Origin of the sequence: Streptomyces wedmorensis (assembly GCF_000716445.1) — a bacterium.
In the GTDB taxonomy this organism is placed as follows: Bacteria; Actinomycetota; Actinomycetes; order Streptomycetales; family Streptomycetaceae; genus Streptomyces; species Streptomyces wedmorensis.
The window spans coordinates 1-13,098 of the sequence record NZ_JNWK01000076.1 but is presented as its reverse complement, the minus strand read 5'-3'; the positions used below and the strand labels follow the sequence as shown (position 1 = coordinate 13,098).

The 13,098-nt window shown below is 70.6% G+C and carries 6 protein-coding genes and 1 pseudogene; 3 read left to right on the top strand and 4 right to left on the bottom strand.

What is annotated here, in order from left to right; translation table 11 throughout:
* Positions 1-137: 137 nt before the first annotated feature.
* Complete coding sequence (locus OO54_RS36690) at positions 138-2,972, top strand: ATP-binding protein (protein ID WP_159391652.1); 2,835 nt, start codon at positions 138-140, stop codon at positions 2,970-2,972.
* A 21-nt stretch (positions 2,973-2,993) separates the two neighbouring features.
* Complete coding sequence (locus OO54_RS36685) at positions 2,994-5,921, top strand: helix-turn-helix transcriptional regulator (RefSeq protein ID WP_051787685.1); 2,928 nt, start codon at positions 2,994-2,996, stop codon at positions 5,919-5,921.
* Here the strand turns inward: OO54_RS36685 and OO54_RS36680 are convergent.
* A complete protein-coding gene (locus OO54_RS36680; RefSeq protein ID WP_051787683.1) occupies positions 5,884-6,135 on the bottom strand; it encodes a sigma factor-like helix-turn-helix DNA-binding protein in 252 nt (83 codons plus the stop codon). The two genes, OO54_RS36685 and OO54_RS36680, sit on opposite strands and share 38 nt — an antisense overlap.
* 384 nt (positions 6,136-6,519) lie before the next feature.
* Here OO54_RS36680 and OO54_RS36675 point away from each other — a divergent pair, with 384 nt between their 5' ends.
* Positions 6,520-9,930, top strand: a complete 3,411-nt coding sequence (locus OO54_RS36675; protein WP_033211312.1) for a right-handed parallel beta-helix repeat-containing protein — start codon at positions 6,520-6,522, stop codon at positions 9,928-9,930.
* Positions 9,931-9,966: 36 nt separating this feature from the next.
* On the opposite strand, the gene OO54_RS36670 is transcribed toward OO54_RS36675, so the two are convergent.
* From OO54_RS36670 to OO54_RS48925, 3 genes and pseudogenes are all read right to left on the bottom strand, one after another.
* Positions 9,967-10,497 carry a type III secretion system chaperone family protein gene (locus OO54_RS36670; protein ID WP_051787681.1) on the bottom strand — a complete coding sequence of 177 codons (531 nt, stop codon included), beginning with the start codon at positions 10,495-10,497 and terminating at the stop codon, positions 9,967-9,969.
* On the bottom strand, positions 10,472-12,754 hold the full coding sequence (locus OO54_RS44430) for a DEAD/DEAH box helicase (protein WP_157856582.1): 2,283 nt from the start codon (positions 12,752-12,754) through the stop codon (positions 10,472-10,474). Before OO54_RS44430 ends, OO54_RS36670 begins: the two co-directional genes overlap by 26 nt.
* A 46-nt stretch (positions 12,755-12,800) precedes the next feature.
* Positions 12,801-13,097, bottom strand: a pseudogene (locus OO54_RS48925) (SNF2-related protein); the annotation flags it as partial.
* Between the last annotated feature and the right edge of the window lies 1 nt (position 13,098).

The following is a 13,098-nucleotide window of genomic DNA, read 5'->3' as shown; positions in this document are numbered from 1 at the left end:
ACAGATCTCCGGCCGAAGGGGATCACTACTGGTCAGTCTCTGTGTAACTTCTGTGGTCATCGCCAGTTGGCGTTTGCATGTCAAATTTCATTTCGGGGGGGCGTTCTGTGAAGCAGATGCGATGCGAGAGTCCCTTGGTGGGCAGAGAGGGGCAGGTGGACCTGCTCGGGCAACTCCTCGATGCTCTCGCGTCCGGACGAGGCGGCAGGCTGTTCGTCGAGGGCGAGCCGGGTGCGGGGAAGACCGCACTGCTGTCCCTCCTGGTGGCCGACGCCCGCCGCCGGTGCTGCCTCGTCCTACGGGGTGCCGCCGACGAACTGGGTCAGCGGTTCCCGCTGGCCGGGGTCGTCGACTGCCTGGAGACCGCCGACCCGGTGATCGCCGCCCACCGGTCCGCCATCACCGAACTCTTGACCGCCCCGGGAACCGCCGGGCTCGCGGTCGGCGCCGCAGCCGACAGCCTGGTCGAACGGGTCACCGGCCTGTGTGCCACCAGGCCCGTCGTCCTCGTCCTCGACAACCTCCAATGGGCCGACGAGGCCAGTCTGCTGGTATGGCAGCGGCTCGGCGAGGCGGCTGCCCGGCTGCCCCTCCTTCTCGTCGCAGCCCTGCGCACCGGTGGCCCGGACCCCGCTCGTCTGGCCGGGCTCCGTCAGACCCTGGCCGACCAGGACGGGGGCGTGGTCATGATGGACCTGCCGTCCCTCACCGAGCAGGAGACGGCGCTGTTCGCGCAGAGGTCACTGGGGGCGATCGCCGGCCAACGACTTCTCCGGCACCTGGCGGCTGCCGGCGGAAATCCCTTCTACGTCGGAGAGTTGCTCAACGCGCTGACCCGCGCCGGTTCGATCACGGTGACCGAGGGACAGGCCGAACTGGGGGCTCGCCTCGGAGACGAGCTCCCGCCCGCACGGCTCACCGACTCCGTTGTCAACCGGCTGGTCAGCCTGCCGCGGGCTGTCGTCGACATCCTGCGCGTCGCGACGCTGCTCGGCGCACCGTTCACCACGGACGACCTCGCGACCGTGACCGGCCGCAGCCGCGAGGAGCTGGACGGCATCGTCGGCGAGGCGATCCTGGCAGAGGTCCTGGAAGAGAACGGCAGCGCGCTGAGATTCCGGCACGAGGTGGCCCGTGAGGCATTCCGCGCGGGCCTGCCGGGCTCCCTGCGCGACAGCCTGCACCTGCACGCCGCCAAGGCGTTCGCACAGGCCGGTGCTCCGGACCGGCAGATCGCCGGACAGCTGATCCCCGTGAGAGGGGCGTGGGACGACTGGGCGGTCGACTGGCTGGTACAGGCCGGTGACCCCCTTCTCGCGGAGGCGCCCTGGGCCGCCACCGAACTCGTCGAACGCGCCCTGGAACAACTGGACCCGGCTCACCGGCACCGGGACCGTCTGCAGGAGTACTTCCTGCGGGGCACCTTTCTGCTGCGCCGGTCCGGCGCGGCCGACCAGATCCGGCTGTTGCGCGACCAGGCGACCGAACCGGAGCGCCGGGCCAGACTCACTCTCATCCTGGTCCTCCACCTCGTGCAGAAGCACCGCGTCGAGGAGGGCCTGCGCGAGGTCACCCAGGCTCTGGAAACCCACGCCCATGCGCCGGAGTGGACGGCTCAGTTCCGCGGCCCCTGGGCGTGGCTGCTGTGGGCCGGCCGCCGCCTCGACGAAGCCGAAGCGGCGGCCACGCACGTCCTGGCGGACGCCGAGCTCTTCCCGTCCCCGCTGTCGATCGGATACGCCCGGTACACCAGGGCCCTGCTGCTGATGCGCGCCCGAAGACAGCAGGACGCGCTCCTGGAGCTCGAGCAGGGCATCGAGGCCACACTGGGCTGCGAGGAGGCCACCGACGTCAGGGTCGGGCTGACCCTCCTGAGTGCCCATCTGCTCGCCGCCCTGGAACGCCTGGACGAAGCGAAGCAAGCGCTGCGGACCTGCCGGTCCCTGGTGGAACCGACGGACCCGGAAGGACGGACCTCCTGGGTCGTCCTCCTCTCCGCGACGCTCAACTACCGCACCGGTGCGTGGGACGAGGCCCTGGACGACCTGGCGTCGCTGAGCGAGCTCCCCACCGACTCGTGGATGCCCGCAGTCCGTCACGGCCTCGCCGCGCTCATCCTCGGCAGCCGAGACCGCCCCAGGGAGGCTCGGGAACACCTGGCGGCCGTCGCCAACGTGGACGTCCTCACCGGAGTACCGGGCAACCAGACGTCCTTCCTCCTCGCCGCCAGAGCGCTCCTCGCCGAACGGGAGGGAAAGCCCGAGAAGGCACTGAGCCTGCTTCTCCACACACTCGACCCCGAGCTGGCCGCTGCCCACAACCAGCGCTTCCACCTGCTGCCCGACGTGGTGCGGCTCACCCTGGCGGCCGGTGACACCTCCGCCGCCGCAACCGCCGCCCGCGCAGCTCAGGAGGAGGCGGCGCAGGCTCCGGACGAGCCCGTTCGGGGAGCCGTAGCACAGCACTGTCTGGGTCTGGTCACCAGCGACCCCGACGCGCTGCGGGAGGCCCTCGCCTACTACGAGCGGTCCGTGTTCCGGCCCGGCCTCGGCCGGCTCCTCGAAGACCTGGCCGTGGTCCAGGCCGGCCACGGCGACATGACGGGGGCTCGCGCCTCCTTCGGCCGTGCGGTGGAGGTGTACCGCTCCCTCGGGGCCGACTGGCACATCGCCCGTGCCGACGTCCGGCTGCGCGCACTGGGGATCCGCCGCGCCCACAGAGGCGTACGGGACCGGAACAAGAGCGGTTGGGAAGCGCTGACCCCGACGGAGCTGAAAGTGGCGCTGCTGGTGGCCGAAGGCCGTACGAATCCACAAGTGGCCGCCGAACTGCTGCTCTCGCCCAGAACGGTGCAGACCCACGTGTCGCACATCCTGACGAAGCTCGGCGCGCGTTCCCGGACGGACATCGCAGGGGAGGCCGTACGCCTCGGCGCCCTGCACGAGCGACGGCTCGGCCGCCAGGACATCTGAACCAGCGGAAGGAAGGGACGCATGACACGGGAGACGACCGCGGCGGAAGACGGCTCGTGGATCGGACGGGAACGGGAGGCGGGAGAACTCGCGGACCTGATCGCGGGCCTCCGAGGCGGCCGTGGGGGCTCGGTGTTCATCGAAGGCGAACCGGGCATAGGCAAGACCACCCTGCTGGAGCTGACGTCGCTGGAGGCCGCGCGGTTCGGCTGCCGGGTGCTGCACGCCACCGCCTCCGAACTGGGCCATGGCTTCCCGCTGCGTCCCCTCCTCGGCTGTCTCGATCAGGACCGTGCCACCGAGACGGACCGGCCCGAGGACTCGACCCACACCATGGCGGTCATGGAGCGGCTGATCAGGCTGCTCACGGCCATGCTCGACGAAGGACCGCTCGTCCTGATGCTCGACGACCTGCATTGGGCGGACGACGCCACACTGCTGCTGTGGCAGCGGCTGAGCCGGATGGTGGGCCGCGTTCCGCTGCTGCTCGTCGCCACGCTGCGGGCGGTGCCGGACCGGCCCGAGGTGAGCCGGCTGCGCCGCGGGCTGCTCAGCGCGGGCACCCGCCTCATCGAACTCGCGCCGATGACACGGGCGGAAGTGGCGACGCTGGCGCAGTCCCTGCTCGGCGCGGCGCCGGGACCCGGGCTGTGCGGATGGCTCACGTCCGCGGGCGGCAACCCTCTGTTCGTACGGGAGCTGCTCGACGCCCTGCGGCGCGACCAGGGCGTCGAGTGGAACGGCCCGGTCGCCGAACTGGCCGGACAGGCCGCGTCGGAGCCCCCGCCTCCACCGGATCGGGCCGTCGGCACGCGCCTGTCGCTCCTCTCGGCGGCCTGTCAGGAAGCCCTCCGGGGAGCCGCCCTGCTCGGAACGGAGTTCACCGCCCGCGAGCTGGCCGTCGTGCTGGACCGTTCCCCGTGGGAACTGCTCGCCGTGGCGGACGAGGCCGTACCGGCGGGGGTCCTCGTCGACACCGGGGACGGGATGCGCTTTCGCCATCCGGTGATCCGCCAGGCCCTCTACGCCGCACTGGAGCCGGAGCAGCGGGCCGAGGCACACGGAAGCGCGGCCCAGGCCCTGGCGGCGGGCGGTGCCTCCATGGACCGCGTCGCCGAACAGCTGCTGCACGCCGGACCCGTCGCCGCGGGGCCGATGCTGAGGTGGATCACCGAGCACGCCGAACCCCTCGCGACCCGCTGTCCCGCGGTCGCCATGGACCTCATCCAACGCGCCATGGCCCGGCTGCCGCCGGAGGACCCGGGCCACTCGATGCTCGAACGTCACCTCGGTACGGCCGCCTTCCTGCTCCGGCGCCCCGAGAGCTCCGTCATCCTGCGCAGACTGCTCGACCGGACACGCGACCCCGAGAACGCGGGGCAGCTGACGATGTCGCTGGTGCACAGCCTGTTCTGGCAAGGGGGCTGGGACGAGGCGATCGAGGCCATCGCCGCTGTGGACTCCACGTACGCGTCGGACGTGGCGGACGCGACGAACTCGGCGGACTCGGCGGTCGAGCCGTCCCATGGCCCGGTGACCGCTCAGTTGCGCAACCGGCTGCGAGCTCTGGGCGCGATCGCCCTGTGGAGCGCGGGCCGTGAGGCGGAGGCGGCGCCCATCGCCGCGCAAGCCGTCGCCGAGGCGGTGCGCGACGGCGATGACCAGGCCGAGGCGTACGGGCGTCAAGCGGTCGCTCTGGGGCTGATGCGGGCGCGGCGGACCGAATCGGCGCTGGCGGAGAGCGAGCGGGCGCTGGCGGCTTCCCACCGAGCGGGAACCCTCGGCAAGGGGGGCCAGGAGAACACGGATCTGCGGATCTCGATGCTGGTCACCCGGGCGGTGATGCTCGGCACCGTCGACCGTATGGAGGACGCTCTGGAGGCGCTGCGCGAAGCCGGGGGACTCTCCGAAGCGCAGGGCATCTACGGCCAGTTCAGCGGGATCGCGATGAGCTCCGCGGTGCTCAACTACTGGACCGGCCTCTGGGACGACGCGCTGACCGGTCTCTCGGGCATCGAAGACCTGCCGGGCATCGCCTGGATGCCCGTGCTCCGCCACGGTGTCGAAGTGCTCATACACGGCCACCGGGACGACGAACCGGCGGCCGACGCCGCCTTCCGGCAGCTCCGCGACCTCCCCGACCCCGAGGGGCTCCAGAGATCGCACTCCAGCTATCGCCTCATGGCCGGCGCGCTGATGGCCGAACGGGCCGGAAGACAGCGCGAGGCGCTGGCCGTGCTGCTGCCGACCCTGGACGCCGGGTACGCCAAGGATCTTGATCAGCGCTACCAGTGGCTCCCCGACATCGTGCGGCTGGCCCTCTCGGTGGGCGACATCGCGATAGCGCGGGCCGCGGCGTTCATCAGCACGCGGGAAAGCTCCAGGGAGCCGCACGCCGGCCGCGCGGCGGCCGCCTCCCGCTGCAACGGAATGACCGACGGTGACCCGGCGCTCCTGCTGTCCGCGGTGGAGTACTACACGGAGGCGAACCGCCCGCTGCAGGCAGGGCAGGCGCGAGAGGATCTCGCGGTGGTGCTGGCCACCCTGGGACGACAGGCGGAAGCCAGGGAACAGCTGCTCCGCGCCACGGAGTGCTACGGAAGGATCGGCGCGGCGTGGGACATCCGGCGGGCCCGTACCCGGCTGCGGGCCCTGGGCGTCAGGACCGCGGCGGCCACCAACCGGACCAGACCGGAGAGCGGCTGGGAGGCGCTGACCCCGGCCGAGCTGAAGGTGGCCGGCCTCGTGTCTCAGGGACATTCGAACCCGGAGATCGCCGCCGAGCTGTTCCTGTCGCCCCGCACCGTACAGACCCACGTGTCGCACATACTCGCCAAACTGGGGCTGCGCTCGCGTACGGAGGTGGCACGTAAGGTGTACGAGAACCTGGGGAGTGTCCCGCAGTCGCCGCTCATGCCTCGGCGCCGCATGCCTGGACAGCGTCCTTGAGCGCGCGCATGGCGTAGTAGGTACGGGAGACCACCGCGGCGGCCGGAATGCCCAGCACTTCGGCCGCCCGGTTCACGGACATGCCCCGGAAGTACACGTGGACCAGCACGACTCGGTGTTCGGCGCTGAGGGACCGCAGTGCCCGGTGCATGTCGGTGAACGTGGCGGACCGCAGGGAGACATCCTCGGACGTCGCCTGTTCGTCTCGTCTCATATCCGCTCATCTCCTCGGGGCACGGAGTGCCTGGATCCGCCTCTGTCCGTGCTGAGTGCCGTCGTACCGGACCCGGTCCGGGGAGTGCCCCTCTGACGACGGCATTGCGTGACCACACTCAACGGGGCCCCCTCTGGGTGAGATGGCGGAGCCGCTCATACCGGGAGCGGGTGCCTCTCACACTGGTCCCACCTCGCGGACGCAGATATCCGCCAGTCGGCGGAGTTACGTATCCGTCGACGAACGGGCGAACGGCCGTCGTCACCCACGACCGGTCGGCCGGGGGTGCGGGCGGCCGGGGGGCCCGGCGCCGGCTGAACCGACGCAGGAAGCGCCACGTGTCAGGTGGGAAGCGTTGTCCCCGGGAACCGGTGAGGAATCTGCATGTCACGGCACGTTCTCCACGTCTCGCCCAGTCATCCGCGGCACCATCGCACCATCAACGAGGCACTGGCCGCGGCCCTTCCGGACTCGATCATCAATGTGTGGCCCGGCCAGTACGCGGAGAACGTCGTGCTGACCACCGCGGTGACCATCACGGCGGAGGAGGGCCGAGGCAGCGTCGTCCTGGAACCCGTCGAGGGCAGCGCCGTGGTGATGGCGGCGGAACGGGCCACACTCTCCGGTGTCCTCCTCCGCGCCACGGGCGCCGACCGGGCCACCGTGGACGTCGCCTCCGGCCATCTGCGCCTGGACGACTGCGAGGTCCGCGCCGACGCCTGGGCAGCGGTCCTGGCACGCGGCTCCGCCGGACTGTCGCTGAACGGATGCCGGGTGGAGAACGCGGGCGGCTCCGGCATCGTCACCACGGGAACGGCACGGACGGTGGTCCAGCACACGTCGATCGAGGGCATCGCCGGGTCGGCGGTCTATGTGGGGGACGACGCGGAGCTGCGGCTCCTCGACTCGACCCTGACCCGAGCCAAGGGAAACGGCGTGGTCGCCACCGACCGCGCGCGGGGCACGGTCGAACGCTGCGACATCTCCGCGATCGGTCAGCCGGCGGTGGTCGTGCAGAAGGACAGCGCCATGCGGCTGATCGAATCGGTCGTCCATGACACGGCCGACGTCGGCGTGTATGTCACCAGCACCGGACAGGTCGTCGTCGACGACTGCAGAACGGCCGACACCGGCAGCCACGGGATCCAGATCGCCGGCGGCGCGGACCCGCACATCCGGCACACCCGGATCACCCGGCCGCGCGCCAGCGGCATCCACGTGAACGAACGCTCGAGGGGCACGTTCGAGGCCTGCGAGGTCGAGGACGCGGGCGCCTCCGGCGTCTGGGTGGGCGGCGGCAGCGACCCGGTGTTCGACTCCCTGCTGGTCCGGGACTGCTCCGGAACCGGCGTCACGCTCGCCGACGACGCCGTGGGGACGCTCACCGATCTGACGGTCCGGCACGTCCAGGAGCACGGGATCGTCATTCGTACCGGGGCGAACCCGCTGCTGCGCAAGGCCACGGTCACCGACTGCGCGGGGCACGGCATCGTCGTCGTCGAACGCGGTCGCGGACGGATCGAGGACTGCGACATCTCCGAGACCCGCTACGCCGCGGTGCACACCGCTGACGGAGGACATCCGTACATCAGCGGTACCACCGTCCACGGCGGTACCGACGCCGGCATCCTCATCGGCGAAGGCGGGCAGAGCGCCCTGCGCGACTGCGACATCCGAGGCGCCGGAGTGGACGGACTCACCGTGGAAGCCGACGGCGACGTCTCGGTCTCCCGTACCCGCATCCGCGACTGCCGGGGCAACGGAGTCCGTCTCGCCGAGGGCGCCCGGGGCTCCTTCACCGGCTGTGAGCTCACCGGCAACGGGGGCGACGGAATCGTCGTGGCGAGTACGGAACCGATCGTCATCCGCGACTGCACCGTCGCCGCCAACCGCCGCTCGGGCCTGCGCCAGACCCTGCCCAGCGACCGGCTGACCGTGGAGGACCTCACCAGCCGGGACAACGCCCTGCCCGACGCGTACGGCACCGCCCAGGCGACCGGCGACACCCCGGCGGAGCAGCCCCGCACCGGCGGCGCGTCCGGCGGTGCGCCCAGCACGCCGCCCGAGCAGGTGCCGAAACCGGGATCCGAGGCGAAGGCGCAACCGGACGAGGCCGAGCGGAACTCCGCCGAGGAGCTTCTCCAGAAGCTGGAACAGCTCGTCGGCCTCGCCGGCGTCAAACGGGAGGTGGCCACCCTCGTCAACCTCAACCGCCTGGCCAAACGCCGTACCGAGGCCGGACTGCCCAGCCTTCCCATGGGACGCCATCTCGTCTTCTCAGGACCGCCCGGCACCGGAAAGACCACCGTGGCCCGCCTCTACGCCGGAATCCTCGCCGCCCTCGGAGCCCTGCGACGGGGCCACGTCGTCGAAGTCGCCCGCGCGGACCTCGTCGCCCAGATCGTGGGCGGCACCGCCATCAAGACCACCGAGAAGTTCACCGAGGCGATGGGCGGAGTGCTGTTCGTCGACGAGGCGTACTCCCTCGTCAATGGAGCGAACGCGGGCGGCGGACCCGACTTCGGCAAGGAAGCCATCGACACCTTGGTCAAGCTGATGGAGGACCACCGCGACGAGGTCGTGGTGATCGCCGCCGGCTACACCCATGACATGCGCAAGTTCATGGACGCCAACCCCGGACTGGCCTCCCGCTTCACCCGCACCGTCGAGTTCGAGAACTACTCCACGCCCGAGATGGTGACCATCGCCGAACAGTTCTGCACCACCCACAGCTACGAGCTGGCCGACGACACACGAGCCGCCCTGCACAAGTACTTCGAGGCGGTCCCGCGCGACGCCAACTTCGGCAACGGCCGCACGGCGCGCAAGGTGTTCGAGGAGATGGTGGACCGTCAGGCCCACCGGCTCGCCGCGCAGCCCAACGCCGACGCGTACGACCTCACCCGGCTGCTTCCCGAAGACGTCGGCGAGATCCCGGGCGGCGGCATCGGAGCCGGCGCCGGCACACGCGACGAGGCGGGAGTGACCGCGATCCTCGCCGAACTCGACGCCATGGTCGGACTCGCCGAGGTGAAGCGCGAGGTCACCGATCTCGTCAGCCTCCTCGCCCAGGTGCAGCACCGCAAGGCGGCGGGGCTGCCGGCCCCGCCGGTCAGCCGCCATCTCATCTTCTCCGGCAACCCAGGCACCGGGAAGACCACCGTCGCCCGGCTCTACGCCAAGCTGCTCACCGCCCTCGGCATCCTCCAGCGGGGCCAGCTCATCGAGGTCGCCCGCGGCGATCTGGTCGGCGAGTACATCGGACACACGGCCCAGCGCACCAAGGAGGCCTTCGATCGGGCCCGCGGCGGACTGCTGTTCATCGACGAGGCGTACGCGCTGCTCCCCCCGGGCGGCAGCGGCGGCCAGGACTTCGGCAAGGAGGCCATCGACACCCTGGTCAAGCTGATGGAGGACCACCGCGACGAGGTGGTGGTGATCGCCGCCGGCTACACGGACGAGATGCGGGCCTTCACCGCGGCCAACCCCGGACTCTCCTCGCGCTTCACCCAGTGGGTCGAGTTCGAGGACTACAGCGCCGACGAGCTGGTCACCATTCTGGGCAGCCAGGCCGACGCGAACGGCTACGAACTCGGTGAGGAGGCGATCGAGCTGCTGCGCGGCCACTTCGAGGCCACCCACGAGGGTCGGGTCTCCGGCAACGGGCGCTACGCACGCAAGGTCCTCGACGCCATGGTCACGGCGCAGGCCCGGCGGATCAGCGGTCTGGCCACGCCGACGGTCCAGGACCTGCGGCTGCTGTCCCCCGCCGACGTGAAGAGCGTCCGCCAGTGACCAGGGGGCGGGGCCGCGGGCCCCGCCCCCTTCGTCTCACCGGACGGCGGCGCCCAGTTCGGGGCTGTCGCCCTCGTCCAGGTCCTCGTCCAGGTCCTCGCCCGGGTTCTCGTCCGGGTTCTCGTCCGGGTCTTCGTCCTGTGCCAGGCCCAGTTTTCCGCCCAGCCACTCGTCGAACTCGATACACGCGCCGATCCAGCTGCCCGTCGACACGGCGAACTGTGTTTCGTCACAGCCGGGGCCGATCAGCATGTGCACCTCACCCACGAGCTGCGACGAGCCGTCGTCCTTCGTGTAGGTGAAGACCTTCGGCCAGAGGGCGTCCCGGTTCCACTCGTCCACGGTCCGCAGGAGCTGCGCGTGGTCCTCGACACCATGCGGACGGTCGTAGAAGGCGCGCACGGAGAAGACCTGTTGTCCTCCCACGTCGGAGAACACGAAGTACATCCGGAAGTGCCGCCACGGGGCGCACAGGTCACCCTCTTCGTCCACGACATACGTGATCCCGTTCTCGTCGAGGAGCCGCTTGACGGCGTCCACATCAGGCACGGTCGCGTTCTTCTCCATGATTCTCCTCAGCCTCGCGGCCGGCCGCGAGCGTGTGGCGGCCGTCGGTCACCTCTGCGCACGGACGCGGGCCCCCAGGGGTTCGGTGGAGACGTGCGGAGCGTCGGGCACTGAACCTCACGCGACCGCATTCGCTCAGGACTGCCGCGGCCGGCGAGGCCGGGTGTCGGGGTCTTCCCGTTTGCGGCGTTTGGTGGGGTGGTGTGGGTCGGGGGTGGTGGGTGGTGTGTCGTCGTCGGTGTGGGTGTGTTTGCGGGGTGGTTGGTGTTGTGGGTTGTGGTGGGCGGTTGTTGTGGGGGGTGTGGTGAGCCATTGGTGGATGGCGGTGGTCTGGGTGGGGGTGGTGCGGGGTGTGGCGAGGAGGTGGGCGGCGATGGCGTCGACGGCGGTGTCGGGGTCGTTGTGGAGGGTGTGGATGTGGCGGGCGGCGGTGATGAGTGCGGTGGGGAGTCCGGGGGTGTGGGGCAGTTCCATGGCGTGGAGCCAGCCCTGGGCCTGGGCGAGCATGTGGGGGGTGGGTGGTGTGCCGAGCAGGGTGTGCAGGAGCTGGGTCTTGTTGACCTGCTGGGTGGGGATGGCGGCGTGGTGGGCGGATCCGCCATGACTCCAGGACGGTGTCGTCCTGGGCGAGGGTCAGGGTGTAGTGGATGAGGCGGGTGAGGACGTCGGCGATGGTGGAACGGGAGGTCAGTGGCGGTGGGACGGGGGCTTGCAGCATGCGCCGGAAGGCCTGCACGGGGCTGGTGGCGGGCTGTCCGGTGGCCGGTGCGTTGAGCCAGTGTTCGATGGCCTGCCTTTGGAAGGCGGTGGCCTGGTTGGTGTGCAGGAGGGTGGTGGTGATGGCGTTGACGGCTTGGAAGTGGCCGGGTTGGGCGGAGGCGAGGTGGCGTGCGGCGGTGATCAGGGCTTGGGGCAGGCCGGGGGTGTGCGGGAGGGCGGTGGCGTCGAGCCAGCCTTGTGCCTGGGCGAGCATCTGGGGTGTGGGGGTGTTCGGGGCGAGGAGCGTGGACAGCAGCGCCATGGTGTCCGGTTGCCGGCCGGCGGTCAGCTCGGTGTGGACGGCTTCGGTGAACTGGCCCATCAGCCGCGCGCTCAGCAGGCCCGTCCGCCCGGTGTGGGGCAGCGCCGTGGCCTGGAGCAGGCCGCGTATGTAGTGCTCCTCGTGTGGGCCGGGCTCGTGGCCGGGGCCGTGGATGAGGGCGGTCACCTCCTGGGGGGAGAGGACGGTGCCGTCGGCGGCCCGGGACAGTACGTGGTGGACCAGACGGGTCAGCAGGTCGGCCAGTGTCGCGACGGGAACGTGGTGTGTGGCCGGGAGGGCGAGCATCGCCTCGAACACTGCCACCGGATCCATGACCTCGGCCGAGACCGGCTCACCCACGGCCACCTGCGGATCAGGGGGCGTGGCGGTGGGCTCCTGTAGCCGGGAGCTGCGAGTGACACGTCTGCCGGGTGGCGGGTTGATGACCGAGTCGATGGTCGTCTTCTTCTTCCGCCGCTGCCGGAGTCGGGGGGGCTGCTCGGGTGTGGCCGGGGTCGGGGTGGGGGGAGCGTTCAGCATGCCGGGTGTGGTGGTGGAGGCTCCGGGGGTTTCTGTGTCGGTGTGGGGGGTGGGCAGGGCCTGGGGTGTGGGGGAGTTCGTGGTGGTGGTGAGGTGTTCGGCGAGGAGTTCGGTGAAGCGGTCGTCGTCGGTGAGGGTGCCGGCGTTGCCTTGGAGGTTGTCGAGGAGGTTTTCGGCGAGGGCGGTTTTGTCGGTGAGGATGTCGGAGATTTTGTCCTCGATGGTGCCCTGGCTGATCAGGCGGTGGATGTGGACGGGTTTGGTCTGGCCGATGCGGTGGGCGCGGGCGTCGGCCTGGTCGAGGACGGCGGGGTTCCACCACAGGTCGTACTGGATGACGTGGTTGGCGCGGGTCAGGGTCAGCCCGGTGCCGCCTGCTTTGGTGGAGATGATGAACACGCTGGGGGCGTCCTCGGCGCCGCTCTGGAAGGTTTTCACCCAGGAGGCGCGGGTGTCTTTGTTGACCTGGCCCATTTCCACGAACTGGGTGAACACCAGGACGGCTTCGCCGGCTTGGGTGATCTCGGTGACCAGCTCGTCGAGTTTGGCGAGTTTGCCCGACTGCTCGGCGAGGTTGCCTTGGGGGACATCGCCCCGGTAGTGGGCCGGATGGTTGGCGATCTTGCGTAGTTTCGTGCCCAGCGCCATCGCGCTCGCTTTTTTGTCGCGCTGCCCGCTGTTGCGGGCGGTGGCCACCAGTGCCGCGTACAGGGCTGCCTGGTCCGCTGTGCTCGCTCTTGGTCCGGCGCAGTACGAACGGGCGGATGAGGTCTTCCAGCGCGATGGCGGGCTGCGTCGTGGTGCGGGTCTTGCCGCTGCGCGGGCCGGCGGCGTGGGGGGCGCTTTGGTAGGTGGCGCGGAAGGAGTTCAGGTCGCCCAGCAGGCCGGGTGTGGTCCAGTCGAGCAGCGCCCACAGGTCTTCCAGGGTGTTGCTGACGGGCGTGCCGGTCAGGGCGAACCGGGCGTGGGAGTTGAGGGAGCGCAGGCGCTGTGCCCATACGGCGTGGGCGGTCTTGATGTTCTGTGCCTCGTCGGCCACC

Bases quoted from the DNA above. Each gene is read 5' to 3' on its own strand.
- OO54_RS36680 (WP_051787683.1), bottom strand. From the start codon at position 6,135: ATGAGACGAGACGAACAGGCGACGTCCGAGGATGTCTCCCTGCGGTCC.
- OO54_RS36685 (WP_051787685.1), top strand. From the start codon at position 2,994: ATGACACGGGAGACGACCGCGGCGGAAGACGGCTCGTGGATCGGACGG.
- OO54_RS36675 (WP_033211312.1), top strand. From the start codon at position 6,520: ATGTCACGGCACGTTCTCCACGTCTCGCCCAGTCATCCGCGGCACCAT.
- OO54_RS36670 (WP_051787681.1), bottom strand. From the start codon at position 10,497: ATGGAGAAGAACGCGACCGTGCCTGATGTGGACGCCGTCAAGCGGCTC.